Raw genomic sequence first — 26,191 nt, 5'->3', positions numbered from 1 at the left:
TTTAAAATCATACATAAGCTTATTAAGAAGATAATATTTCTTATTCCACAAACGGGCCTGAAGATCAGAGCTGTCTTTAAGGCAGCTTCTTCTTTAGATAACTATCGGGGCAGGATAGTTCGACAATTTATTGGGATTTCGTGGTAATTCACGTTAAGGGAGGAGGATGAGAGATGACATACGCAGTAATTATTTTAGTAATTGGAATAATAATAGCTATTTTTCTAAGTATCAAGAAACCAAAAAAATCGAAGTACAGCATTTGGGGGATAACTATAATGTTCGTAATAGCCCCTTTATTTTCGTGGATAGTCAGTACTCTCTATGGAATAAGTGAGGGGAGTGGATTTGCAGCGATAGGAGTATTAATCATTATGTTCCCTATTCTTTTTATAGCTGCGGTATTCCTTTTTTTGATAGGCGATTGATAAAAGAAATCTAAACAATTTATTTCTTCAATTAAAGGGGCAGTATTCCTGTAATGAATGAAAATGAGATTTGAGCACAAAAAGACCTCTTGATATGATGGAAGTGTCCCAAAGCTCGCCAGCGAAACGGATAAATACATCAAACCAGGAGGTCAAACATGAAGTATAACCAAAATAAAAAAACTTTAAAATTACTTCTGAAACACTTATTATCGGTGTCGATATCGCAAAATTCAAACATGTAGCCAGAGCTCAAGACTTTAACGATGCATGTCTTCTATTCGCTTATTCGTAGTCTTTAATACACATAATTATTAGATTTTTTTGTGTGTTACAATAAAGACATCGGCATACACTATCTCTTATTTTCTAACGAGAAACTTAGATAAAGAGTAATATTTTAGAATTAAAAGCTATAACACTACATTTATAGAAAGGGGAAAAGAACATGAATGAGATTAGAAATATTTATTGCGTTGGTCGAAACTACGTAGCACATGCAAAGGAATTAAATAATGAGGTACCTACTTCCCCATTTCTATTTTCTAAGCCTACCCATGCCTACATGGAAGCAAATGGTCAAGAGATTTACCTGCCTGGCAATCGTGGTTCTGTCCATTTTGAAACTGAACTTGTCATAAAGATTGGAAGACAACATGAAGTAGGCATGAAGGTAGATGAAGTGATAGAAAGTATGGGGATTGGGATCGATTTTACTTTACGGGAAGTTCAAAGTGAACTTAAGAAAAAAGGGCATCCATGGTTACTTGCAAAAGGTTTCCCTAATTCGGCTATTGTGAGTGAATTCGTTGTTTTTCCAGGAATAGAAGAAATAAAAAAAGTAGATTTCATGCTAATTAAAAATGGGGAGAAGGTTCAGCAAGGAAATATTAAAAATATGATTTTTGATTTGCAGACAATCGTGGATTTCACGGCCCTACACTTTGGATTGGGTGAAGGTGACATAATCTTTACGGGAACACCTGAAGGAGTTGGACCAGTTTTAGACGGAGATCATTTATCATTGGTATGGGATAATAAAGTTCTCGGTGAATGTTTTATTAAATTAGCTTAATTCAGTTTTCTTATATTTTTAACTAATTAAATTTATCATAATATGAGATTCTAGATCTCGCTTTGTGGCGTATTTGTATTTAAAAAGGAGCGATTTAATGAGTATAATCCAACCTAATATTCTTGTCTTTAGCCCTATGCAAACAGATGTTGAGACTTATGCTGAAAGTATTCGCAATGATGGGTTTATGTCAATAAAGACAGCTACAACTTTGGATGAAGTTGAAAAATATTTACCTGGTACTGAAGTTATTTTGGGATGGAACTTCCCCACGCATCTACTAAGTAAACCAATTGCCTCATCTGTCCGCTGGTTTCAGTCAATGGGAGCCGGAGTCAATGATTTAATTGAAGACAAATCTATACCTGAGAGCATTATACTAACCCGAATTGTAAACCAATTTGGTACTTATATTTCTGAATATGTATTTTCGTTTCTCTTGTACATAGTGAAAGACCATCCTCGTATGAGACAATCACAAATGGAACGGAGATGGGATCCTTTCATTTCTGAAACTCTGAAGGGGAAAACAATCGGGGTAGCCGGCCTCGGATCGATTGGTGCCGAAATTGTACGTAAAGCTCGAGTGTTTGATATGAATGTACATGGATTAAGCTTTAGCGGAAAACAAGCATCATTAGTGGACTGTCACTTTACTCCAGATCAATTGAGTGAATTTGTAAAAGATCTAGATTATTTGGTCCTAACCCTTCCTTTAACGGATTCCACACATCATATTATGACTAGGGACCTCCTTTTAGCAATGAAACCAAAAGCTTGTCTTATCAATGTTGGCCGTGGATTATTAATTGATGAAGAGAATTTAATATCTGTTATGCAATCAGGACATCTTCAGACAGCTATCCTTGATGTTTTTGAGACAGAACCGTTACCTAAAGACCATGTCTTCTGGACAATGCCGAATGTATATGTCACTTCTCATCTGTCAGGACCGAGTACTATTGAAGGCGTAAGCAGTTTTTTTATTGGAAATTTAAAGCGATTTTTAAGTGAACAGCCGTTACATGGATTGGTAGATCGGAAACGCGGATATTAACTAGAAGCATGAATAAACCGCTTTGAATCAATTCATTCAAAACGGTTTATTCATGTCGTCTTTTATCTCTTCAGATATTCCTTTTGTTAAACAACCGTTGAGAAAGACTCCTAGGACAAAGTTAAAAACTTCACTTGCTTTGAATTCACTACCATAGAAATAATGGAGTTAGTATAGTTTCATGGACACATTTTAGTTAAGTCCTTTACTTCATTAAGGGAGTTGCTTCGGCAGCTCTTTTTCCTATGGGGGTACCATCAGCAAAACGCGGATTTACAACGTTAAGGGGATCTGGATGCAAAAATAGCCACTCCCTCCAAAAACTATTAATTTATGTCAAAAAGTATATTAATAATATGAAATGTTTCAAAATGAAAAAACATACTTAATGACACACGGAATATTACCTGTTTTCCAACGTGTCATTAAGTATGCTTTTTGACAGTAGCTACAACATGAAAAATACATTAAATTCCTGTTGTTAAATGGCAATAAAGATGTTTAAACCAGTAAATAAAGTTGCTACACATCATTAATATGTTGTTTAAAAGTATTAGTCATATTATTCCATTAAAAGGGCCATTTAATGGAATAAGAGGTTGGATAAAACCCCACTTTTTATACAGCCATCAGGAGTACCAGAGTGTCCTGTAACATTGATTTATTAACGATGTATAAAAATCAGATACGATTGACAGAAAGATAATAATAAAGTTAGCTGAATTTAAGTAAGTAATAACTTTCAAACGCTCGCTTCAGCATATGTGGCATCATGCCACTCGTTGTGCATGTTAATGTTCCTTGTTTAAACGGTTTATTCATAATAAACATAGCACCTTCTTTTCCAAGCTCCATAAAATAAAGTGTTTCGTGTTGGAATGATCGAAGTGGTTCATGATGCATTTGTTTGACAATATTTTCAACAGCAAGTACGCCCTGGAGCTCAGCAGCACGCCCTGTTTTTGTTCCTTTGATATTATTTGCATCACCAACAACATAAATATTTTCCCATTGAACGGATTGGAGAGTTTCATGAACAGGTAGGATGCCATTTTCATGCACAAAATCTTTCGATGATAGAATACATTCCTTTCCTTTATAAGGAGGCAAAACGAGTAAAAATGAATATGGAAGTCGTTCTCCGTTATTCAAATAGACCTTTCCATCATCAACCTGTTCAATAGAAACATTACAGTAGTACGGTATCTGTTTTTCCGCCATTAATACTTCAAGCTTCTCTGTCGGCTCTTTTCCATTTCCGTCAAATAGCTCTTTTTCATATGTAAAAAACGTCATGGGGCATTTGATACGACGCTCATTGAGATATGCATCCAACTCAAATAAAAACTCATAAGCAATACCTTGGTTCGGATTCTCCTGCGCAACTCCTATAACAATTGGTTCACCTTCTTCCATTTCTTCAAGATTTTTTCTTGTTTTAAGAGCAGATGATACATCATAGATAGATGCACTTTTTCCTTCTAATCCTTTTATTCTTGCCCAGTCAGGAGAAGCGCCTGATGCAAGTATTAAATAATCGTACTCAATGATTACATCATCATTACATATCACATAATTTTGTTTTGGCATAAGTGATTTGACACTTTGTTCAATGAACCTAACACCTATCTTTTCAAATGTTGGACGAAGTGGAAAGGAGAGTTTTTTAATACTATGTTTGTGAAATGGAAGCCAAATTAGGGATGGACGAAAAATAAATTCTTCCTTATCAGAAATAACGGTGATCTCATGTTGAGAATGTTTTAATTTTTTTCTAATCTCAACAGCAGCATTTAACCCTCCAAATCCACTACCAATAACAACAATACGCATCGCATTCACTTCACTTCCACTTTTTTCTTTAGTTTTTTCTAAACCATGCCTATTTATGTTTTATTTCTACACGTTTAAATATATTTAAGGCGTTTTATGACTTATTTGTTGTAGCTCTTGAGATTTTTTAATATTCAATAATCGGGCGCTTTAGTCGAACAAGAAGTTAAAGGGTGATACATATTAAACATGTCTAATATGTATCACCCTTTATTTTTTATAACTTTTTACAATTTTGGTCTTGATAAAAAAAGCATCTTTCTGTCATTCCGTACGTGTCGCTTCGGACCGATAACCACGGACTGTACGGCTTACGCCTACATTCCGTAGGTTCTTGTTCCATTTACGGCTAACGCCACATACCGAACGAGCCGAAAACAGGAAAATCAAGATTGAAAGATCAAAAGAATAAAAGACAAAAGAGAGCAGCCGAAACGGCTACTTTGTTGGAATTCTCTTAGCGTATAAAATTTCCGAAAAGGGCGGTATAGCATTATTGCTACTTTCCGTAAAAGTACACTTTTATGAACGGTGTTTATCGAGTGTAAAAAGCAATCTACTCCCATTCAAATCATTATCACTTGGGGTACTAGGGCAGTACTAACGCAAAAACAAAGATACCCCTGCCCAACTTTTAAAGCTGGTAACAGAGGCAATTGCAGTAAACCATTTAGATGTTTCAAATTATAGTATTACCCCAAACATGGTTTGCGTTTCCAAAGAGATTTAGCCTGTCATGATAACAAGTGCTTTTTAAATGGGCAGGGAATCGGGAAATAATGAACGTTAATGCGGCTACCGATATTTGTCAGATCAAAAAAAGAGCTTTAATTATCTTATGAACAAATATAAAAAACCACAAAAACTCCCTTTTCAACTCAGGTAGCTTCTGTGGTTGGATCCAACACATTTGTAATACAAAAGCGAAAGAATTATACCCCAATTTGGAAAAAAATGTTTATGTATCGTTTATGGTTAAGTTCCAATGCTATGTTCTACTGCATTATCCCAACTAGGAAAATAATACAATGCATTTTTCATTAACTCTGGATCTGACTTCTTTACCTCTTTCTTCCGAGGTGGCTTCCCTTCTTTTTCTACTAATTCAGAAATTTGATTCACGACTTCTTCAACACTCATACTTACTTCCATTTGTATCCTCCTTCTCGAGATTTAGTTATATATATATATTTTCCTATTCAAGAAAAATAATACATTTTTTCCATCTGAACTGCCCAGTTCGAAACGAAGGCGTCATTGGATTTACAAAATCGATTGCTCTTGAACTTGGGCAATATGGCATTACTGCTAACTGTATTGCCCCATAAATAAAAGTAAAAGTGAAATTGCTTAACTCGTACGATTGAAACAAAAAGCAAAAGCAAAAACTGATGCTAGTACTAGCAAGGATGAAATGGATTCAATCGATATTTTGCTTGAAGGTAAGAAAGCACACTCTAAAAGAATATACAAGCCCTACCCCAACTAGAAATGATGTTGGTTTATAAAAGTGTTTGATCATTTATCAATACACTATGTGTTATGAAACTAAAGCCGTCCTTTAACATAAGAAAAGAATCTTAACAAAAATGTTTAATCAATCTTTATCTTAGATCAATTGCATTTTTAATTTTTTCATATTTCGACAGCGTTTTCATTTGTTGTCCTTTATACTTTTAATATGATAGAGAAATGATCAAGAGATATTAAAGTTGATTAAACAAGCGCTAGTTTCATAATGAATACATTATTTCTATATTGGTTTAGTTGCCTTAAGGAAAAGACAATCTATCAGCTTATTAAACATCAGAACTCAACTAAGTTTGGCGGAGGGATATGAGTGAGGGGAAACATCGGAGTACAGCAGATTGAAAATTATGCTAAATTAGAAGATAAAGTTTTGGTAAAGATGGTTCATAGTGGAGATAGCGAGTCATTGGCTTTTTTAATTAATAAATATCAGAATTTTGTTCGTGCGAAGACAACCCCATACTTTTTAATTGGCGCAGATAAAGAAGATCTTGTTCAAGAGGGAATGATTGGTCTATATAAAGCTATTCGTGACTTTAGAGAGGACAGGATGACTTCTTTTAAAGCTTTTGCTGAACTTTGTATCACTAGACAGATTATAACCGCAATCAAAACGGCTACTCGTCAAAAGCATGCACCTCTAAATTCGTATGTTTCTCTTGACAAGCCTCTTTATGATGAAGAATCTAACTATACACTTATGGATATGATATCCGGAGAAAAAATAACGAATCCCGAAGCATTAATCATTAACCAAGAAAAAGCTGATGATATAGAACTAAAAATATCAGAATTGCTTAGTGATTTGGAAAGAAGAGTGTTGGCCTTATATATGGATGGACAATCATATGTGGAAATTTCTGAAGAACTAAACACGCATGTAAAGTCGATTGATAATGCTCTCCAACGAGTAAAAAGAAAACTTGAACGGCATCTGGGGATAAGGATGGCTATCTGATAACTTCGTTTAAATTTCCCAAATTGATATATAGTTCCATTTGTTTTTGTGAAAATTAAAAACGTCGTTATTTGCAACCCCAGAAGTTGCTTGGAGGGCCAAGGCAGTTTCTGTGGCTTTTTCATTGCCCATAAGAAATTTTATGTTAAATAGACAAACAAAGAAATTGTGCTTTACTTATTCCCGCAATGGGCGCAATTCTGTAGCAAGAATTGTGCTCTTTCTTTATGTTAAGGTCATTTATGGTATATTTAGGCAGTATAGCTAAATAAACTAAGAATAAAATCACTTCTTAATATTTAACGAATAAGAGTTTTGTTACTATAAAAATAAGTGAAATAAGGAGGTGTTTACGGTTGGAAAAGAAAGTATTAGTTGTCATTGATGTGCAAACGGCCGTTGTTGAACACGGGTATAAACGCGATAAGATAATTGACAAAATCAACCGATTAATTCGTTGTGCAAGAGAGCAACAGATACCGATTATATATATTCAACACGAATATCCAGAAGGTCCGATGAGTAAGGGCGAACCTGGATGGCAGTTTCACCCACGACTTGAGAAGCCCCTCCATCAAGAGGTTACCATCTATAAAACCGTACCAAATTCATTTACTCACACACCTTTAAAACAAACACTCGACAAGCTAGACGCAACGCACATCTACATTTGTGGTGCACAGACGGAATTCTGTGTTGATTCTACATGTCGAGGAGCCTTTGATTTAGATTATAACGTCACCCTCATCACAGATGCTCATACCACGAGTGATGCAGATCACCTATCAGCCCCCCGCATTATCGAACATACCCATGTAACGTTAAAGAATTTTTGGAGTCCAAATGCAACAATAACTTTGGAAAAATCATTAGATCTTGACTGGATAAAAAATAAAGTAAACCCCAAATAAGGGATATACTAGTAACCTTTCATTTAGGGTTCTTCAGCAATTGGGCGCGATTCTTTAATAAGAATCGCTTTTCTTATAGAATTAACAGGTGCTTTACTTCAATAAGGAAGATTGCTGAGGCAGCCTTTTTCTTATGGCAATAACGGGGCAGGATAGGTTTATTAAGAATAAAGTCGCATGTGCTATAATTTGGAATAATCAAAATGTAAAGTTAAGGGGAAATGTTAAACGTGGTGAATGAATTTTATTAAAGCCAAATAATTTTAGAAAATCATCTTGTTAAGTTAATTCCATTTGAAGAAAAATACAAAGAGCAGTTAAAAAATATCATTTATGATGAAGAGGTTTACTCTACAATAGAGTGTAAGAAAGACGCAGAACTCAGCAAGTACATAGATGAAACCGTTAATCAAAGAATGTTGGGCTATTCATATCCTTTTTTAGTGATTGATAAAAGAACCAATGAAATTGCTGGTTCAACAAGGTTTGGACATATTCAATTTAATAATAAGCGATTGGAAATTGGATGGACTTGGTACGGTAAGCCATATAGAGGAACTGGATTAAATAAAGCCTGTAAATTTGAACTATTAAAATATGCATTTGAAATTATGGATTTTAGAAGAGTACAATTTAGTGCTGATATTAGAAATATTCGTTCACAAAAGGCAATTAAAAAGTTAGGAGCAACAAAAGAAGGAGTTTTTAGAGCAAATTATTTGGATACATCTGGAGTAAGCAGAGATGATGTATACTTTAGCATTATTCATACAGAATGGAACGATATTAAAAGAAATGTGTTTAAAGAGTTTATTTAATTATTCAACTAACAGGTGCTTTAGCTGAGATCGGAGCTATCTTTAAGGCAGCTTTTTCTTTATGCAACTATCAGGGCAGGTTAGTTGCATAAAGAAAAAGGAAATCTAATATATAAAGTAATTAGTAGAGAAATATGATATAATTGAATAGTCTGAAAATTAATTAATGATATTTTTAGACAGTATTTGTTAAGGGAGGCGTTCATTATGACAAACAAAAGAAATGTTATCGTTATTAATTTTAAGGGGATTACGACTAATTAACAAAGTTTTTTAGCGTTTCCCCGAATTTTGAAAGGGGAAAATTATGTATACAGAGAATGTGAAAATTGTAGAATTAAATGCAGAAAACTGGTACGACTGTTGTGAATTAGAGGTATCAACAGAACAAAAAGAATATATTGAGCCAAATGCAATATCAATAGCTCAGTCAAAGTTTGAACATACATTAAAACCATATGCTATATATTTTGAAGAAAAAGTAGCTGGCTTTTTAATGTACAATTCTATTCCAGAGGAACTTGATGGTTATTGGGTATATAGGATAATGGTTGATAAGGAATTCCAATGCAAGGGTATTGGTAAAGAGGCAACTAAATTAATGATTACAGAGATGGCTAAATTACCAAATGTGAAAAAAATTGTTGTAGGTTATCATCCGGAAAATTTGGGAGCACATAACTTATACTCAAGTTTAGGATTTATTGATAATGGCGATAGGTTCGGTAAAGAAATGGCAGTTATTAAATATATAAACGAGTGATAAACCACCGATAGAATTATAAGATAGACAAAGAGGGCCATTTTCTGGTCCTCTTCTTATCTATAAAGACTAGTTTGTGAATGATTGCACTTCAACTAACGGGTGCGTTAGCTGAAAATTGGGGTTGTCTTTAAGGCAGTTTTTTCTTTATGCAACTATCGGGGCAGGTTAATTCAATAAGATAAATGGAAATATTATGGCATAATAAAGATAGATTAGATATAAATGGGGGATTTGTGGTGAGATTTTTGGTTTTAATTATTGTTCTTATAATTTTGGGGTTCTTATTAGAAAAAATAATAAATAAATTACTTGGTGTAGAAAATAAAAAGATTTCGGAAACTTCTGGTAAAAAAGTTGACCGATGGGGAAGAGGCATTATTTTAGTTATCTTTTTATGCACTCTTCCGTTTGTTATTACAAAGGACACAAATGTTATGAAGTGGTATTGGATCCTTCATTTAATTTTATTATTGGGTTTTCAGTCTATTCTGGAGTGGAAGTATCTGAAGAACTCCAAACAATATGTTACTACACTTATTTTTCTAATGTTAAGTGTAGTTATTATGTATAATACATTTTCTTCAATTATTGGGTTGGAGTAGTTAGCTGAACTGATAAGATATTGTGAAGGATTGTACTTAAACTAACAGGTGCGTTAGTTCATAAAGAATCACTAAAAATAATCAAATTATTTTATAAAAACTGTATACCAACTCACAAGAAAAGAATCCATTTTGAACAATCTTTTTTCAAAATGGATACTTCATATTTACGCTAATTGGGGGTTCAAGAGGTCCTTTTGATCAATCTTTATTTCAAAGCTACAAGGATCGCCAAAATCTTATTATCCGAAGTGGTCACATATGATTGCTGCCCATTTTAAAATTAGCCATTCGTTGAACAGTGACAAGTTAGCTCACTTCTATTAAGTCTATTCCACATTCGCTTCGTTCACGATGTGCTTTAAGTATCCTTTTGGAATGGACTGCGTCAAACGGAAATGCTTTGTAAACGACTGATCCTTTGTCGTAGTGATTTCAAAGAGCAGCTCATCGTGTGAGCTAAGTTTATACGGCTCGTGAATGAGGACATCGACAGATTGTCCTCTTTTAAGAGCTAAGGGGAACACAGCTTCTTCAAAGGAAATCGTCGCCACGTTGTCATAGTGGCCAATCGAATCAATCGTTATATCTTCGGGTGCTGTATATGTATAGAGAAGTGCTTCATCTTGCTTTGTTACCTCAACACCCTCATCTTTCAATAAAAGCACGAGTATTGTCTCAATTGGTGAATAGGCTTCAAACGAAATGTCAACGGGTACTGAACGTCCATCTAGAGATAGAAAATACTCGAGTTGATCTTCTGTCAGTTCAACAATATCTTCTCGTAGCTCATAGCCATTTTGCTTTGCTAGTACTTGTGTATAATCCGTTTCCCCATCCCCATAACCGTTCGAACAGGCGGATAAAAACCTTTTGTATCGTGTGCAATTTCCATTACATACGTACTATCATCTTGCTCAACTATATAGGAGACTGCTAGAGTTTTAGCAGCTTCGTCAAATTGAACCGACATGACAACTGGCTTTTTTTAATGCGTTTTAGGCCAAGCGAAATACGTTCCTAACGCTATAATCACCACTAAAATTATGATCCATTTCTTCACCTATTTGCCTCCCTGCTCACTTCGTTTTAAAATTTTCTGCCTAGTTTTAAAGATTCATCCACTGAAACTTATAGGCAAATATTGTTATTTCTATTCTATCGTAAATATCAAAAGCCGAGACTAATTAATTAGTCTCGGCTTAGTTTCAAACAAACGTACTAGAGCTTTTGAATGTATCTAGCGTGCAAAATAGTACTTAAAATATACGCAAATTACCACCTAAAGTGACTAACAAGTGTTTTCAGATACAGTAGGCATATCAGAGATAGCAAGCACATCTGACATAGCAACACATGATATGTCTAACTTTTTTTCCTATTTCGTACTCTGTTTCAAACGAATGAAGTGCTCATTTTAAATATCAAATAGATATTTTTGTTGTTATTTCCTAAAAACACTCTACTATAATAGTAGGGAGGTAGCATTTGCCATGAAAAGAATACTAGTGTTTCTAGCTACATTTATGTGTTTGTTATGGATCCTTGCACCATTTGTAAAAGGTCAATTTCAAGAGGAACCAAAAGTCTCGGAAACAAAGGCTGAAAATAAAAAGAAACTTAAAGCCGAAAACGCTTCATCTCACGCTCATACACCTGTTCCGAAACAAAAAGTAACGGCAGCAACCATAGGCGCTGTGGGAGATATTTTAATTCACGATAGGGTGTATATACCCGCCCGCAAGTCAAACGGCTCGTATGACTTTAATCCGATGTTCCGATTTGTGAAGCCCTATCTGGGAAAAACGGATATTACGGTGGCTAATCAGGAAACGATGATTGGCGGGAAAGAAATAGGGCTTTCCTCATATCCTTCCTTTAATTCACCAGTAGAGGTGGGAGATGCTCTAAAGGCAAACGGGGTTGATCTCGTGACAATCGCCAATAACCATACACTTGACCGAGGAGAAAAGGCCATTTTGAATGCGCTTAACCACTGGAACAGTATTGGGATGCCTTATACAGGAGCTTATCGATCGTCTGAAGACCAGCGAATCATTCGGATATTAAAAAGAAACGATATAACCTTTTCGTTTCTCAGCTATACGTATGGAACGAACGGGATTCCTGTTCCTGCGGGGAAACCGCATCTTGTGAATTTAATTGATACCACGAGAATCCAGGCGGAAGTTAAAGAAGCAGAGAAAGTTTCAGATGTCGTTGTGGTCAGTCTGCATTTCGGCAAAGAGTATGAACGGTTGCCTAATGATGAACAAAAGCTGCTTGCTCAAACGACAGCGAATGCAGGTGCTGATATTATTATTGGCCACCACCCACACGTTTTGCAGCCTGTTTCATGGCTTACAAAACCAAACGGCGAACGGGCATTTGTTGCTTATTCGCTTGGGAATTTCTTATCCGGCCAGCAGGGAGATTACAAAGACATCGGCGGTATTATGCAAATTGGCGTAAAAAAAATCCAAACCGGGGATGATGTGAAAATCGAACTGCAAAATCCCAAATTCCTGCCAACCTGGGTCAACCGGCCATATGAGATCATTCCAATGAAAGCCTTGAGTGATCAGTCCGACAAATATAACGAAATCCAAAAACATATGAATCAATTCATGCCTGAACTGTCATTTGATTTTTAATGAAGGTACAGTCTTTGGATTTGGAAAAAACTAATTGTTTTACATAATGAAAAAGCCACCGGCTATGTAGCCGGTGGACCGCATATTCCTTCTAATAAGGTAAACACTATTCGCCATGTTCCAGCTAAACGGCTTGAACCAACAGACGAACACGACTCATTGACAAAGTACCTATTCCGCAAAACATATACGAAAAACTGTCATATGAGGTTATTTCTCTTATATCTAAAGTTGAAGAGTGGTGGAATTTAGATAAAATAGTCCGTATTATTAAGAAAAAAGAAAAAACAAGATATTAACCCCTTGTTCAACTAACAGGTGCGTTCGTATAATACGGTCGACCAGTAAAATTACTGGTTGACCTTTTTTTAATAGAATCTATTTTATCAGTAGCCATGGTAGGACGTACGGGTGCTTGGGACATGATCCCGTGAACTAAACTTTCCGCCTCTACTTGTAGAACGTAGATCTCGTATAACAAGCGAAGCTATGACACTGCAGGGGGACTAGTGGTACTGGTAAATAAGTAGAGGAGGAAAAAATAATGAATCTAATTGTTGGTCTGGATGTGGCAAAGGGAGAGAGCCAAGTTCAGGCATTTTTAGATCAATCTAAACCGTATGGGAAGAGCTTTTCAATGAAGCATATCAAAGAGGAATTAGATCATTTTTTAGGATTTTTTAGAAGAGATCGAAGAGGTGACAGGGAAAATGCCTATGATCATTTTAGAAGCTACAGGACATTACCATTCTCCCGTTATTCAAAATACTTGGAGGAACAAGAGATTCTATATATCTTACTAAATCCGATTATTTCTTATCAGGCAAAGAAGTCTAGTTTACGAAAGGTAAAAACAGACGCAATCGATGCGTATCAGTTGTGTGTGCTGTATTACAAGGAGGATTTTGAACCTCATAAAATTAGAGGGATTCAGCTTTTAGACCTTCGGAATTTGTCAAGACAACAGGAAATCGTAACGAATATGTATGTGGAAGCTAAACCTCAGTTTCACACTATTTTAGATCAAGTGTTTCTTGAATACCGAAAGGTTTTTGGCGATCTATATTCAAGGGTTTCTTTATTGATAGTAAAGAAATATCCCACTTCAGAGGCCGTATTAACAGCCGGGGAAAGTAAACTAGCAGAGAGAGTAATGGAGTTCTGCCCTAGCCGATCTGGTCAATGGGCATGGGGAAAAGCCAAAAAAATAATGGATTCCGTATCACGAAATCCTTTCGAACAAGCATGTATCAAAGTCACATAATTAATCTGCGTATGTATATTGAGTTGCTTTTACATTACCAGTGACACCTTTCTGATTTGGAAGATCGTATAGTGGCCCTGGCAAATGAAATGGAAGAATATAAGATAATTCAATCGATTCCCGGTATAGGAGAAAAAATCGCAGCTACGATTATCTCTGAAATTGGTGAAATCGATCGGTTTAATCATCCGAAAAAACTGGTTGCCTTCGCTGGAGTAGATCCAAGTGTTCACTCATTACGGCAACCATTAATCGTATGACTAAAAGAGGTTCGAGCAGACTACGTCATTCTCTGTATCTGTCCTATGCGGCATAAGAAGTTCAAGGAACAAAAAGCTTAAAGAATTCTATGATAAGAAAAAATCAGAAGGAAAACCTGCCAAAGTGTCAATCGTTGTCTGTATTAATAAGTTGCTTCACTGGATTTACGCTTTATTAAAGAGAAAAGAAACGTTCCTAGATTTAGCCTGATTAACGGTATTGTGTAACAGAGAAAAATCCTTCCAAAAGGATTTTGGAGGGTTATTTGGCATGGCCAAAAATAGTATATTATAAGGGAAATGAAAATTTTAGAGAAAGATATTGACATCCTATTAGCTGGTTTAGTATTAGGTTTGCCACAGTAACCCCTTATTGAAGTAAGAACAATATAGATATGCATATAACACTTGATATTAGAAGTTTTTCTATACATCGCTTATTTTTATAAACTTAAGAATGACGTCGATTAGTTTGTTATACTTTGTATCAGAAAGCCAGCAATTGAAAATATTCGAGTGAATTTCTATTTACTAATAATGGCCTCTATAAAAATTAACTAACATTATTTTATTTTCAAATACTCAGTAAATAAAAGATAATCCTTATTGCAAAGTAGCATTGCAGTATAACGTTTATAACCTGTTAATAACGGTGTTATTAAGGATCCTTCATACTTATTAAACAAACGTAGTAGAATCGCAAATGAATGATTTCTTTCCATTTCAGTTCTATTACGTTTAAACTCATTAACTATATCAAGTGTAAGTAATCTGTCCCAATATATTCTATAAGCTTCTGTTCTTTCTTTTTCAGTGATTCGGGCATTTTTTATTACTTCAAATGTTTCAAATAAATACTTATAAAATTCATCTACTGGGATGACGCCGCCAGTTAAATGAGTTTTATTCTCAGAATTAATATGTCTCACCCAATAATAACAAGGAGAATCTGCATATATACTAATTTTTTTAGTGTGTAAATAAGCACTCATAGCAATGGGGTGATCTTCTGCCAATCTAATATCTTTTCTAAAACGAATATTCAAAGAACGGAGATATTCAGTTTTAAACATTTTCAATACTGACATCGTGTCTTTTACTAGCGAATCAAAAAAATTCGTGTTTATTTGCGTACTTTTAAATACATATACAGGAACTCTACGATTGACGCCCTCGTATTTTCCGATAATAACATCTGAATCATTTTCTTTACCTAATGTATACATATTTGAAATGGAATTTTCAGCAAGATAATCGTCTCCATCAACAAAGAAGATATATTCCCCTTCGGCTTCATCGATAATTCTATTTCTAGCGGTTGATGGGCCGCCAGTATTTTTTTGAGTTAATATCCTCATATTTCCATTTATATTGTACTGTTTTTTATAATTCTCAATAATTTTTACTGTATCATCCGTTGACCCGTCATCTACTATTAGTACTTCGATACTCTGAAATATATCTGATTGAGATGTTATACTATCTAGGCATTTTAAAATGTTTTTACTTTCATTGAAACAAGGTATCCCAACTGTAACCTTACGCATAACCACTTCTCCTTAAAAGACTATAAACTGCACATCAGAAATATTTATCGTCATTTTTTGGTTAATTATACCATTATAAGTCTAGTTAATAGATGATTTATATGAATTTAACAATTAATAATTGTTACGAGGAATATTAATCATATTTAATTCGCTAGAAATTGATGTGTTGAATCTTCTTTGTATTAATGTGGTTACTGATGTAGCAAAGCTTCTTGAATAATGATGGAGTTCATTTATAATTAAGAATAATAAATAAGTCTCATTTACACACGTTACGCTTAACCTTACCTGTCCCTTTAGTTCCGTAAGAATAAGGTTGTCGCAGCAACCTCCCTTATTGAAGTAAACCACCTGTTAGTTATAGAGCAAAATAGTCTTCCCAAACATTAAAACCATTTAAAAAGAGTTAGGGTGTAATGTAGTAATTTGGAGAATAAAATGAAATTGAATAGATAAAGTATTCATGAGTACCCCTAAGTACTCCATCCAAAATGCCCATCTCATAAAGAGAGGGGCTTTTTATGCTTATTTAAAAATTAATGTTGATAATAAACTAAATGTATTACAACATATCAATATTAAAGCTATTATTATTTCCCAACTTCCCACAGTAAGCCCCACATTTATAGACAGTCCTACGAAAAGTATCAAAAGGTGAAGTTCCAAGGCCTGATTGTATAGTGAAAGAAATACCAAGGGTTAATATTAAAATTCCTAATACATAAAAAACATATTTACTTTACTCGACCTCTTTATCATTATTTTTTTGTTGCAAACGCAACAAAGTTAGGTTAAATTTAATATATGTTATTTTTATTGCATTTGCAACAAAAATATGTACTAAGGAGTTAATTATGAATGAAATTCTTCGTGAAATTGGAATGATTGCAAGGGCATTAGATTCTATAAGTAATATAGAATTTAAAGAATATGACCTTACAAAAGGGCAGTATTTGTACCTTGTTCGAATATGCGAAAACCCAGGAATCATTCAAGAAAAGTTAGCTGAGATGATAAAAGTAGATCGAACAACAGCAGCTCGTGCTATAAAAAAACTTGAAATTAATGGCTTTATTGAAAAGAAAGAAGATAAACATAACAAAAAAATTAAAAAACTCTTTCCAACAGAGAAAGGGAAAAATGTTTATCCTTTTATAAAAAGAGAAAATGATTATTCCAATATCGTTGCATTAGAGGGATTTTCCGAAAGAGAAGTAGAAACCATTTTCAATCTTCTTCAAAGAGTAAGAAAAAATATAGAAAAAGACTGGGAATTTGTAAAAAAGGGAAACAAGAGAAATTATTGATTATATAAAGGAGCGACATATATGACTATAAATATAAAAAAGTGTATCCTTGAAGATTCTCGCAAACTTCAAGAAATTAGTTATGAAACATTTAATGAGACATTTAAGCATCAGAATTCACCCGAAAATATGAATGCCTATTTGGAAAGGGCATTTAACTTAAAACAATTAGAAAAAGAATTATCCAATATTTCTTCGCAATTCTTTTTTGTTTATTTTAATAATGAAGTCGCTGGATATTTAAAGGTCAATACCAATGAAGCTCAGTCTGAAGAAATGGGTGCTGAATCACTTGAAATCGAAAGGATTTATATAAAGAAAAAATTTCAAAAACATGGGCTTGGTAAATATATGCTAAATAAAGCTATGGAAATTGCGATGGAACGTAATAAAAAGAAAATCTGGCTAGGCGTATGGGAAAAAAATGAAAATGCTATTGCTTTTTATAAGAAACTGGGGTTTGTTCAAACTGGAGCCCACTCTTTTTATATGGGTGATGAAGGACAAATGGACTTTATAATGACCAAAACACTCATATAACTTTTTTTGAAAGGTGGTTTATTATGTATATTCCAAAATATTATAAGGTCAAAAATGTTGATGAAATTTGGGGTTTTGTTCAAAGAAACTCTTTTGGCACGATTGTCACAACAGAACAAGGGAAACCAATTGCCACTCATTTGCCTTTGGGGTTAAATAAAAAAGGTGATGATTACTATATTACTGGGCATATGGCTTATGGAAATCCTCAGTGGAAAACATTTGAAACCTGTGAAGATGTGCTTGTAATGTTTCAGGGATCGAACGCTTACATTTCTTCTTCTTGGTATGGGCATGAAGAAGTTCCAACATGGAATTATCAAGCCGTCCATGTATATGGTAATGCAAGCATTTTAGAGAAAGATGAATTAATAGAAGAGTTAACAATAATGCTGGAAAAATATGAAGAAAATCGTGAAAATCCTGTTTTATGGGATAAACTTTCTCCTCATCTCTTAGAAAGTGAACTGAAAGGTATAGTTGGTTTTAAGATTAAGGTGGGAGAAATTCAGGCTGCTGATAAATTAAGTCAGAACCGAAATGAAACGGATTATATTAACATCATTGAAAAATTACAAAATGAAGGAAATCCAAATTCGAAACAAATGGCAGAACTGATGGAAAAGAGATTAAAAAATCACATATAAGCCCAATTTTTATTCAACCCTCAGATGCAAGAATTAAAGAGCTGTGACGATCAGCTCTTTTCTTATGGGGCTAACGGGGCAGTTTAGTTTAATGAGACTTTTAGAATTAAACTATCAGTTGAAACCTTTTTAGGAAAAATCACGTATACAGATTTAGGAAAATGTTTTTTAGCATAGGAGGAACAGGTTATGTTTATAGGGGATATTATATTTTAAGTTATTGTTTTCGGAGGTATAATTTTAGGTGTTTTAGGTTATTTATATTTTAAGAGGACCAAGAAAAGCTAATTAAATTTCTAATTCAAGTAACAGGTACTTTACTTCATTATCAGGAGCTGATCAGCAGCTCCTTTTCTTGTGGAACTATCGGGGCAGGTTAGCTTAATAAGAAAAGTGGAAGGTAAATCCAATTAATAGTATAGTCATATGTACTAGATCCTTTTTGTGGTCTATTTCTTGATCGAAGAAAAATTCAGTTGAGGGGTATTGTACCAAATAATTTACATTGCTTTTATTTTTCGAGAAAATAAAGGTACAATTAATACTTATATAGTTTATTGATGATAAAAGATAATGAGGTAGGAAAAAAATGATTGCAAAAACAGAAGAAGATTTTAATGGTTTGAAGGAAATTGGCAAAATTATTGCCTCCATTAGAGATGAATTGGTTCAAAGAACAATTCCTGGCATAACGACCAAAGAACTTGATGATATAGCCGGAGAACTTTTAGAAAAAGCAGGTGCAGTTTCAGCTCCAAAAGGTGAATATGATTTTCCTGGCTATACTTGCATTAGTCTTAATGAAGAAGTGGCACATGGTATTCCGGGTCATCGGGTTATTCATGAAGGGGATCTAGTAAATATAGATGTATCTGCTTCAAAGAACGGTTATTTCGCAGATACAGGAATCTCATTTGTAGTAGGAGAAGGAGAAGAAGTATTAACGAAAATATGCGACGTTGCTAAAAAGGCATTTGAAGCAGGTCTTAAGAAAGCAAAACCCGGTTCCAAAAAAAGTAGAATCGGAAAAGCAGTATTCGAAACAGCGAGACAGCATGGATTCACTGTTATCAAAAACCTTACAGGACATGGTGTTGGACGTAGAATACACGAAGCACCTGACCATATTTGTAATTATAATGATCCATGGGATAATGAAATATTAAAGGAAGGGATGGTTATCGCATTCGAACCATTTATCTCAACCTTTGAAGAAGAAGTATTCCAAAAAGAAGACGGTTGGACCTATGCTACAGAAAAAAGCTATGTAGCACAATTGGAACATACGATTATCCTTACTAAAAATGGTCCGATTATTGTCACACTTTAATTCAAGCATAGACGGAAAAGACTCGTATAAATATAAGTAGTTCGCTTACCGTGTAGGAAACTAAAATGGAGTAACAAATAAATTCGTAACACTTTTAAAGTATGTTACTCGCATCTAAAAAAGAAGGATTCGATTGGTGTATCCCACATCAACCCACTTAAATAAGGGAGTTGCTTTGGCAGCTCTTTTTCTTATGGAGCTAAAGGGGCAGGTTAGTTCAACAAAAAGTCATTAAAAAAGAGTAATGTTATACTTTTGAAAAGGGGGAAATTAAATGATATTGGAAGCTGTTATGCTACAAGTTAAGGAAGGTATGGAAGCAGGATATGAAGAAGCATTTCGTGGGGCATCGGAAATTATTTCTTCAATGAAAGGGTACATATCTCACGAATTACAGCGTTGTATGGAAGTTGAGGGGAAATATTTACTACTGGTGCAGTGGGAAACATTAGAAGACCATACAATTGGATTTAGACAATCCAACGAGTATCAAGAATGGAAAAAGAAATTACATAATTTTTATGACCCATTTCCAACAGTTGAACATTTTGAAAAGGTTAAACTTTAATAGTTGTTCTTGAACTAACAGGTGCTTTAGTTTTAGAACAAGAGTTGCTACGACAACTTTTTTTATGGGCGAACGGATGATTATTTAATATCCTTTAAGAATTCTTCTAAGGAATCATATAATACAGATGGTTCCCATTCGCCCATGCCGTGTTCAGCAGTCAGAACAGGATAATTTTTATTATGTATATCCACAAATATTGGGTCTCCTAAATCTTCATCGTAACCTATATCAAACCAACTTTCTTTCCAATCGCCTTCGTTATTGCCTACAAAGGAGTTACCTTCCTCATCTTCTCTATATCCTAGTTGTCCTTCTTCAAATTCATCTTTGGAAAACAGATGAAAAGAGATCGTTTCCTCTTCTACGCCCTCAAAATTTATTTCAATCTCATTAGTTTCGAGTGCTTCAAATCTGCTTAAAATCTTCTCTAAATCTTGATTTAACAATTTCCTTACCTCCCATTTGACACATTGTCTATTTTAATTATATCTTTTTTCTTCAACTAACAGGTGCTTTGCTTCAATAAGGGAGTTGATTTGGCACCTTTTTTTCTTATGGAACTAAAAGGGCAGGTAAGTTGATCAAGCTATGTAGACACCAAATTAATATGTAATGGAAAAAGGGATTTTTGACGGTTATGTGAACAGGTAGGATTAGCAACTAGACATAGAGAATACCTATTATCAAAAGGGGGCTTCTTTAATGGAAAAAGAAAACTTACTACCTGTAAAATGTTCGGCCTGCAAAAAAGAATTGGACGCAATTGACTTGGTCATAATCAATGAATCACTTCAACTGACGCATATTCAATGCCCGAATAAAGGAGAAATAGCAATTATTGATGTAGGATATTTTAATGCTGTATCCCGAAAATACTTGACCTGTACTCATGAAAAAGCCCTATTAAGTAGGGGCATGTAAATCTTTCTTTGCAATTACATTGTGGCAGATTATGTACTGATTGTGTTTTCTTCCACTAACAGTGCTTTACTTCAATAACAAGGGTTGCTGCGGCAACCTTTTTTTCTTGTGGAACTAAAGGGGAAGGATACTTGAAGAGTGTTGTTTGACCTTTATTCAACAATTGAGCCAGATTGTTTGACATTTCTTTTAATTCGCACTAAGTCTATCGGCGAAAAAATAAACATCTACACTTAGATTCATTACGGAGAACCATATCATTAATAACGGAGCGATTTTAACCATATCAGGCAAGATTGGCTTTTTATATATTTAGGATAGTACATTCATAGTGCAATAAAAAAGATCTTAAGGCTATAGCCGCAAATTCCTGCATATAATTCTATATTGAGAAAAAGGAAGGTGGGCTGAATATGGACATGTATGATCTCAGAAAAGCGATCCATTACTATCAAACAAAAATACAAGAAACGAATGATCCTTATTATTGGTTCTTTCTGGCTGATGCGCAGGTAAGAGTGGGATTAACAGACGAAGCACTGCAAACAATTGATAACGCCTTGTCGTTCCCAAATCCGTATCCTTCAAAGCAAGAGCTACTCGAAATGAAGGTGAAGCTCCAGCATTTTCTTTCAAGAGAAATGAATCAGAACAACCCTTCAATTGTAACTGAAAAGCGGGTAGATATTGACGGAGACGGTATAATTGATAATGTCCTTCTTACAGCAAATAAAACCCCTGATAGTCCACTATGGAAAAATATAACTCTTGTCATCCAAAATGGGCGAACAAATCACTATCAGCAATTCCCATTAAAGGATAACCTCGGATACAACCCCACACTCTTTCTTGGTGATTTTACAGACAACAAGGTGGATGATATTTTAGTAGTCATGGATACAGGAGGAAGCTCCGGTACGATTTATACGTATGTATTTTCTTATATTAACGGTCAAATGAGGCAGATTTTTAATTCTGATGCATTCAATGAAGATTATAAGTACAGTGTGACCTATCAAGATCAATACAAAGCGACTGTGATCAGTCATAAACTAAAAGAAAAGTACATTCTTGAACTTACTTACAAGGGAAAAGAATATTTAACTGAAATTTATAATAAGAATGGTATTTTGAAGGCATCGATAGAAGGCTGGGTCAATCCTTTGTCCGGTTTATATCCGGTCGATTTTAACAGGGACGGCATATATGAGCTCGAAGCCTATCAGAGGATAGCAGGGAGGTACAATGCTGACTCACTCGGATTTGTACAGACCGTATTGAAATGGAACGGGCATGTGTTTGGTCCTGACCGGCAGAATGTGGCAATCTTTGGCGGGGAAATATAGCAGCTGGAATCATTTTTTTTGGTATCTAAAGAAACTTCTTCATAGATAAGAAAAAATCAGAAGGAAAACCTGCCAAAGTGTCAATCGTTGCCTGCATTAATAAGTTGCTTCATTGGGTTTACGCTTTATTAAAGAGAAAAGAAACGTTCCTAGATTTAGCCTGATTAACGGTTTTGTGTAACAGAGAAAAATCCTTCTAAAAGGATTTTGGAGGGTTATTTGGCATGGCCAAAAATAGTATATCATAAGGTAAATGAAAATTTTAGAGAAAGATATTGACATCCTATTAGCTGGTTTAGTTCTAAAAGGAATAACAAGGAGTGAGTGGAAATGAGTTTGGCTTCCTATATTGATATGTCCCACTCCTGCTAACGTCTTGAACATCATGTATCCGATTATACAAGCGTGCATTAGGGTATCCATTGTTTCGTAGAAATCCAAGTCAAGAAATTCTGGTGTTAAGTTAATTTCAAACATCTTTTGTAAAAACGGCAACATTGTAAGTTATAACTTATAAAATAACCGAACTGGAACTTATTATTCACCTTGTTTTTTACCCGAATTACATGACAGATTCATGTTACTATCGGTTTTAATTCGGGGTATATTTCTTCTTTCTGATCTCATACTAAAGATAAGAAGGAGGGGTATCCATGGCAAAACGAACAAAGAAAAATGATGCAGACCAAAAGAACAAACAAGGATTTGATTCAAGCAAAACTGATTCAGAATTCTCTCAAGAATTTGGCAGTGCAAACGCTAATCAAGCACATAAAAATAAAGCAAAAAAAGAAAAAGCTTCTAAAAATCAAGGTGAGTGGAAAGGCATGCATTAATTAATACTTGCCAGACTCGACTCAAGATAAGTGATGCCTACACCGAGTACAAAGGGTGGAGGCTTATCTTGCTTCAAACTGTTTACTGAACTTTATGTAAAGGAGCTTATTTAGATGACACAATCTAAGCGACAACAAGAACGCCAATGGAAAGATCGTAAGCAATCGCAGAATCCACATGGTAAGGTCAGATCATTTGAACAATTAACTGAAGATATGGGCAAAAATGAATCTGAAACTAAGTAAAACTGTTTAAGAATGAGAGGCTATCCCAAAGGTCAGAGCCCCACATAATAGTGAGGTCACTCCCTTGGGGTACCCTCTCTTTGTCGTTACCTAAAAAACGTTAGTCATGCTATTTCATTAAAGGGCCATTTAATGGAGCAACGAAAAAAGCCTAATTTCTATAAAAGAACTGGCAAAGACAAAGATGGTAAAGACATAAACGTATACGTTGAGCATGAATCTTATAAAGGTGATCTTAAACCAAAATTCACTAAATAAAAAACGTCAAATAAGATTATCATCTAGTCAAAAAGGGAATGGATTTCTCCGTTCCCTTTTTGTTTTCCTTTAACAAGAAAAGAAATAATTAGTAATTCTTGGACAACTGAACTTTTTCCTCCGACAATGGTATCCCCAATTTCAAATTTATAGAACTATAGTGTTTATAGGTGAACGATTATTCAGCAAGGCCATTGTTAATGTCTTATTATTACATTAACAGTATTTAATTTAAATCATTAATGGAGGTTTTGAAATGGATATATTCATGGAACAAGCAGTAGAACTAGCGGTAGAAAATGTTCGTGAGGGTGGACAACCTTTTGGTGCAGTACTTGTGAAAAATAACAACGTTGTAGCTGAAGGTGTTAATGAGCTGCACAAAACTTATGATGTTAGTGGACATGCGGAATTACTGGCTATCCGGCGCGCGCAAGAGCAATTACAAACGAATGATCTATCAGGTTATATAATGTATGCAAGTGGGGAGCCTTGTCCGATGTGTCTAACGGCAATGTACTTTGCTGGAATCGAAAAGGTTTTTTATTGTGCTTCAGTTGAGAATGCGGTTGAAGTGGGATTAGGGAAATCTAAAATTATATATGAGGATTTACAAAAAACAAAAGCAGAACGCTCACTTTCGATGATACAAATGCCATTAAATGAAGGGCAAAAAAATCCAATGAAGCTTTGGAAGGAGAGAACGTAGTCTTGGGAAACTGTGGGTTTAATGATTCAGGAAACAAGTTTATATAGTTTATTGATCTTCAGCAAACGGGCGCATTTCTGTAGTAACGATAAAAGTCCAATTTCTCAATTTTAATGCTGAGAAATTGGGCTTGTTATTTTTACTTATAGTGAAAAATAACACCTAAAATGACATATTTGTTTATTTATTCTTGTTTCATGTCTAGAAGTTAGTCTGTAATTATTAGTATAAAACACTTAAGACTTTTAGACAAAGGGTGATACATATTGTTAAATGGTTATGCGAGGGTTTCAACTACTGGCCAGGATTTAGAAACGCAAAAGGAAATATTAGAAAAGGAAGGGTGCGAAAAGCTTTTTGTTGAAAAAGTAACCGGGACAAGTACAAAACAAAGAGCCCAACTTTATGAAGCTATTGAATTTGCACGAGAAGGAGATACATTAGTAGTAACTGAAATAGATCATTTAGCTCGTTCTATTATGGACTTAAATAAGATCGTTCATGAATCAGCTGAAAAAGGGGTTAATGTAAGATTTGTAAAACTTTTATTTAAAGAGTAGTATTGGTTTCAAATGATCTTAAAGTTGCCGATATTTCTATTACTATGCCCTGTTGGTTTTTACGGTAATTAAAAATAAAAGCAGACGGTACATCGAGAATCTTATAGAGATTCTATTGACCATCTACTTTTATATGAACGTAAAATTGTTGAGGCATTTCAAATCTGCAATAATATTACCAGCTATTTTTCAAAATAATTTTTCCTATCGCCTTGCCTGACTCCATGTACTCATGGGCTTTTGAGACTTCATCAAACGTAAAAATGTTTGAATCCAAAAGCGGACGCAGTTTCCCTTCCTCAACCATCCTAGCAACCTTCATCAAAATTTCTCCATAATGTTTATGCATGTCCTTGTTTAATATCTTCAACAACATAAAGGTTACATGAAGAGAAAGTCCCTTTGAATGCAAGGGGGAGAGGTCATGAGTCGAACGAGTAGCAATGGCTGTTACCGTTCCATGTACCGCTGCCGCCTCAAAAGAGCGATCAAGGTTTTCACCCCCTACCGTGTCAAACACGACGTCAAATCCTTTTCCGTTTGTATATTTTTGTACATAGTCATGAACGCTTTCTTCTCGATAATTAATAGTTATATCAGCACCAAGGCGCGTGCCAATCTCCAGTTTCTCTTGCGAAGAGGCAGTTGTATAGACTGTTGCTCCTCCCCATTTGGCTAGTTGAATGGCGATGTGTCCTACACCTCCGGTGGCTCCATGGATCAATATATTTTGTCCAGGTATAAGCCTTGCACGATTAAATAATGCTTCCCAAGCGGTGATGGAAACTAATGGTAAAGCTGCGGCTTCTTCCATCGTCAAATTTTTCGGCTTATGAGCAAGTAAATCGGCATCTGCAAGCATAAACTCTGCAAGTGCACCGCCAGTGCCTCTAAATCCACCCGCGCATCCAAACACTTCATCGCCAATTTTAAACTCGGTTACTCCTTCACCCACTGCAGATACCAACCCTGACACATCTCCGTGTAATACTGCTGGAAACTCGGGTGCAACGGCTGGAACTGCACCAGCACGAACTTTCGTATCAATAGGATTTACACTTGTAGCCTTTACTTGAATAAGTACATGTCCAGGTTTCAGTTCAGGTTTTGAAATCTCTTTATATTGAAATACGGATGGTTCACCAAAAGACTGAATAATTTGTGATTTCACTTTAGTTACTCCTTTTTATTTGCCTGAAAATAGGAAAATGTCT

The 26,191-nt window shown here is 34.9% G+C and carries 29 protein-coding genes and 3 pseudogenes; 24 read left to right on the top strand and 8 right to left on the bottom strand.

The window, feature by feature from the left end; genetic code table 11:
• The first annotated feature begins 173 nt into the window (after positions 1-173).
• The 3 genes from NST21_RS15460 (at position 174) to NST21_RS15450 (ending at position 2,560) form a co-directional block, all read left to right on the top strand.
• Positions 174-428, top strand: a complete 255-nt coding sequence (locus NST21_RS15460; RefSeq protein ID WP_340890051.1) for a hypothetical protein — start codon at positions 174-176, stop codon at positions 426-428.
• A 448-nt stretch (positions 429-876) separates the two neighbouring features.
• Positions 877-1,503, top strand: a complete 627-nt coding sequence (locus NST21_RS15455) for a fumarylacetoacetate hydrolase family protein (RefSeq protein WP_340890050.1) — start codon at positions 877-879, stop codon at positions 1,501-1,503.
• Between the two features lie 97 nt (positions 1,504-1,600).
• The gene (locus NST21_RS15450) at positions 1,601-2,560 is read left to right on the top strand and encodes a D-2-hydroxyacid dehydrogenase (protein WP_340890049.1); all 960 of its coding nucleotides are present in this window, start codon (positions 1,601-1,603) and stop codon (positions 2,558-2,560) included.
• A gap of 714 nt (positions 2,561-3,274) precedes the next feature.
• Here NST21_RS15450 and NST21_RS15445 read toward each other — a convergent pair.
• Together NST21_RS15445 and NST21_RS15440 are read right to left on the bottom strand one after the other, a co-directional pair.
• Positions 3,275-4,393, bottom strand: a complete 1,119-nt coding sequence (locus NST21_RS15445) for an NAD(P)/FAD-dependent oxidoreductase (protein WP_340892573.1) — start codon at positions 4,391-4,393, stop codon at positions 3,275-3,277.
• A 975-nt stretch (positions 4,394-5,368) separates the two neighbouring features.
• Positions 5,369-5,545 (bottom strand): homing endonuclease associated repeat-containing protein, encoded by a 177-nt coding sequence (locus tag NST21_RS15440; protein ID WP_200949504.1) that lies wholly within the window; start codon positions 5,543-5,545, stop codon positions 5,369-5,371.
• A gap of 688 nt (positions 5,546-6,233) precedes the next feature.
• On the opposite strand from NST21_RS15440, the gene sigH reads away from it, so the two are divergent.
• The 5 genes from sigH to NST21_RS15415 all read left to right on the top strand — a co-directional run bounded on the left by sigH (position 6,234) and on the right by NST21_RS15415 (position 9,978).
• Positions 6,234-6,881 carry an RNA polymerase sporulation sigma factor SigH gene (gene sigH / locus NST21_RS15435; protein ID WP_056529825.1) on the top strand — a complete coding sequence of 216 codons (648 nt, stop codon included), beginning with the start codon at positions 6,234-6,236 and terminating at the stop codon, positions 6,879-6,881.
• 356 nt (positions 6,882-7,237) lie between these two features.
• Positions 7,238-7,792: a cysteine hydrolase family protein gene (locus NST21_RS15430; RefSeq protein WP_340890047.1), complete on the top strand. Its 555-nt coding sequence runs from the start codon at positions 7,238-7,240 to the stop codon at positions 7,790-7,792.
• Between the two features lie 257 nt (positions 7,793-8,049).
• Positions 8,050-8,610 carry a GNAT family N-acetyltransferase gene (locus NST21_RS15425; RefSeq protein WP_340892572.1) on the top strand — a complete coding sequence of 187 codons (561 nt, stop codon included), beginning with the start codon at positions 8,050-8,052 and terminating at the stop codon, positions 8,608-8,610.
• Positions 8,611-8,917: 307 nt separating this feature from the next.
• On the top strand, positions 8,918-9,373 hold the full coding sequence (locus tag NST21_RS15420; RefSeq protein WP_056529819.1) for a GNAT family N-acetyltransferase: 456 nt from the start codon (positions 8,918-8,920) through the stop codon (positions 9,371-9,373).
• A 185-nt stretch (positions 9,374-9,558) separates the two neighbouring features.
• Entirely contained in the window at positions 9,559-9,978 is a 420-nt protein-coding gene (locus tag NST21_RS15415) for a DUF4181 domain-containing protein (protein WP_056529816.1), read from the top strand.
• A 329-nt stretch (positions 9,979-10,307) separates the two neighbouring features.
• Here the strand turns inward: NST21_RS15415 and NST21_RS15410 are convergent, their stop codons facing one another.
• Both NST21_RS15410 and NST21_RS15405 read right to left on the bottom strand, forming a co-directional pair.
• Positions 10,308-10,646: a hypothetical protein gene (locus NST21_RS15410; RefSeq protein ID WP_340890044.1), complete on the bottom strand. Its 339-nt coding sequence runs from the start codon at positions 10,644-10,646 to the stop codon at positions 10,308-10,310.
• 140 nt (positions 10,647-10,786) lie between these two features.
• On the bottom strand, positions 10,787-10,951 hold the full coding sequence (locus NST21_RS15405; protein ID WP_340890043.1) for a hypothetical protein: 165 nt from the start codon (positions 10,949-10,951) through the stop codon (positions 10,787-10,789).
• 520 nt (positions 10,952-11,471) lie between these two features.
• On the opposite strand from NST21_RS15405, the gene NST21_RS15400 reads away from it, so the two are divergent.
• The 3 genes from NST21_RS15400 (at position 11,472) to NST21_RS15390 (ending at position 14,156) form a co-directional block, all read left to right on the top strand.
• Positions 11,472-12,632, top strand: a complete 1,161-nt coding sequence (locus NST21_RS15400) for a CapA family protein (RefSeq protein WP_340890042.1) — start codon at positions 11,472-11,474, stop codon at positions 12,630-12,632.
• 544 nt (positions 12,633-13,176) lie between these two features.
• Entirely contained in the window at positions 13,177-13,896 is a 720-nt protein-coding gene (locus tag NST21_RS15395; RefSeq protein WP_340890040.1) for an IS110 family transposase, read from the top strand.
• 71 nt (positions 13,897-13,967) lie between these two features.
• Entirely contained in the window at positions 13,968-14,156 is a 189-nt protein-coding gene (locus NST21_RS15390) for a transposase (RefSeq protein WP_340890038.1), read from the top strand.
• A 563-nt stretch (positions 14,157-14,719) separates the two neighbouring features.
• On the opposite strand, the gene NST21_RS15385 is transcribed toward NST21_RS15390, so the two are convergent.
• Together NST21_RS15385 and NST21_RS15380 are read right to left on the bottom strand one after the other, a co-directional pair.
• Positions 14,720-15,703 (bottom strand): glycosyltransferase family 2 protein, encoded by a 984-nt coding sequence (locus tag NST21_RS15385; RefSeq protein WP_340890036.1) that lies wholly within the window; start codon positions 15,701-15,703, stop codon positions 14,720-14,722.
• A 561-nt stretch (positions 15,704-16,264) separates the two neighbouring features.
• A pseudogene (locus NST21_RS15380) lies at positions 16,265-16,418 on the bottom strand (YitT family protein); the annotation flags it as partial.
• A gap of 142 nt (positions 16,419-16,560) precedes the next feature.
• Between NST21_RS15380 and NST21_RS15375 the strand changes: the two are divergent.
• From NST21_RS15375 to NST21_RS15355, 5 genes are all read left to right on the top strand, one after another.
• Positions 16,561-17,013 carry a MarR family winged helix-turn-helix transcriptional regulator gene (locus NST21_RS15375; protein ID WP_098177371.1) on the top strand — a complete coding sequence of 151 codons (453 nt, stop codon included), beginning with the start codon at positions 16,561-16,563 and terminating at the stop codon, positions 17,011-17,013.
• Positions 17,014-17,034: 21 nt separating this feature from the next.
• Entirely contained in the window at positions 17,035-17,553 is a 519-nt protein-coding gene (locus tag NST21_RS15370) for a GNAT family N-acetyltransferase (protein WP_340890031.1), read from the top strand.
• Positions 17,554-17,576: 23 nt separating this feature from the next.
• The gene (locus tag NST21_RS15365; protein WP_340890028.1) at positions 17,577-18,200 is read left to right on the top strand and encodes an FMN-binding negative transcriptional regulator; all 624 of its coding nucleotides are present in this window, start codon (positions 17,577-17,579) and stop codon (positions 18,198-18,200) included.
• Between the two features lie 589 nt (positions 18,201-18,789).
• Positions 18,790-19,530, top strand: coding sequence for a type I methionyl aminopeptidase (gene map, locus NST21_RS15360; protein ID WP_056524056.1), 741 nt, complete (start codon positions 18,790-18,792; stop codon positions 19,528-19,530).
• 274 nt (positions 19,531-19,804) lie between these two features.
• Entirely contained in the window at positions 19,805-20,098 is a 294-nt protein-coding gene (locus tag NST21_RS15355) for an antibiotic biosynthesis monooxygenase family protein (RefSeq protein ID WP_057216429.1), read from the top strand.
• 80 nt (positions 20,099-20,178) lie between these two features.
• Here NST21_RS15355 and NST21_RS15350 read toward each other — a convergent pair whose 3' ends face one another.
• Entirely contained in the window at positions 20,179-20,547 is a 369-nt protein-coding gene (locus NST21_RS15350) for a hypothetical protein (protein WP_340890024.1), read from the bottom strand.
• A gap of 256 nt (positions 20,548-20,803) precedes the next feature.
• Here NST21_RS15350 and NST21_RS15345 point away from each other — a divergent pair, with 256 nt between their 5' ends.
• The 8 genes and pseudogenes from NST21_RS15345 to NST21_RS15315 all read left to right on the top strand — a co-directional run bounded on the left by NST21_RS15345 (position 20,804) and on the right by NST21_RS15315 (position 24,977).
• Positions 20,804-21,022 (top strand): hypothetical protein, encoded by a 219-nt coding sequence (locus tag NST21_RS15345; protein ID WP_056524047.1) that lies wholly within the window; start codon positions 20,804-20,806, stop codon positions 21,020-21,022.
• Between the two features lie 605 nt (positions 21,023-21,627).
• Positions 21,628-22,368 (top strand): VCBS repeat-containing protein, encoded by a 741-nt coding sequence (locus NST21_RS15340; protein ID WP_340892571.1) that lies wholly within the window; start codon positions 21,628-21,630, stop codon positions 22,366-22,368.
• 38 nt (positions 22,369-22,406) lie between these two features.
• Positions 22,407-22,532, top strand: a pseudogene (locus NST21_RS28905) (IS110 family transposase); the annotation flags it as partial.
• Positions 22,533-23,021: 489 nt separating this feature from the next.
• Positions 23,022-23,204 carry a hypothetical protein gene (locus tag NST21_RS15335; RefSeq protein ID WP_056524041.1) on the top strand — a complete coding sequence of 61 codons (183 nt, stop codon included), beginning with the start codon at positions 23,022-23,024 and terminating at the stop codon, positions 23,202-23,204.
• Positions 23,205-23,318: 114 nt separating this feature from the next.
• Positions 23,319-23,450 carry a DUF6254 family protein gene (locus NST21_RS15330; protein WP_223305502.1) on the top strand — a complete coding sequence of 44 codons (132 nt, stop codon included), beginning with the start codon at positions 23,319-23,321 and terminating at the stop codon, positions 23,448-23,450.
• 129 nt (positions 23,451-23,579) lie between these two features.
• Positions 23,580-23,708, top strand: a pseudogene (locus tag NST21_RS15325) (DUF4822 domain-containing protein); the annotation flags it as partial.
• A gap of 256 nt (positions 23,709-23,964) precedes the next feature.
• On the top strand, positions 23,965-24,417 hold the full coding sequence (locus NST21_RS15320) for a nucleoside deaminase (RefSeq protein ID WP_340890019.1): 453 nt from the start codon (positions 23,965-23,967) through the stop codon (positions 24,415-24,417).
• Between the two features lie 266 nt (positions 24,418-24,683).
• On the top strand, positions 24,684-24,977 hold the full coding sequence (locus NST21_RS15315) for a recombinase family protein (RefSeq protein WP_340890017.1): 294 nt from the start codon (positions 24,684-24,686) through the stop codon (positions 24,975-24,977).
• Between the two features lie 175 nt (positions 24,978-25,152).
• Here the strand turns inward: NST21_RS15315 and NST21_RS15310 are convergent, their stop codons facing one another.
• Entirely contained in the window at positions 25,153-26,148 is a 996-nt protein-coding gene (locus NST21_RS15310; protein ID WP_340890015.1) for a zinc-dependent alcohol dehydrogenase family protein, read from the bottom strand.
• Between the last annotated feature and the right edge of the window lie 43 nt (positions 26,149-26,191).

This window comes from Peribacillus sp. FSL K6-1552 (assembly GCF_038005205.1).
Lineage (GTDB): Bacteria > Bacillota > Bacilli > Bacillales > DSM-1321 > Peribacillus > Peribacillus butanolivorans.
Note: the sequence above shows the minus strand (reverse complement) of the source record. Positions and strands in the feature narration are given on the sequence as shown.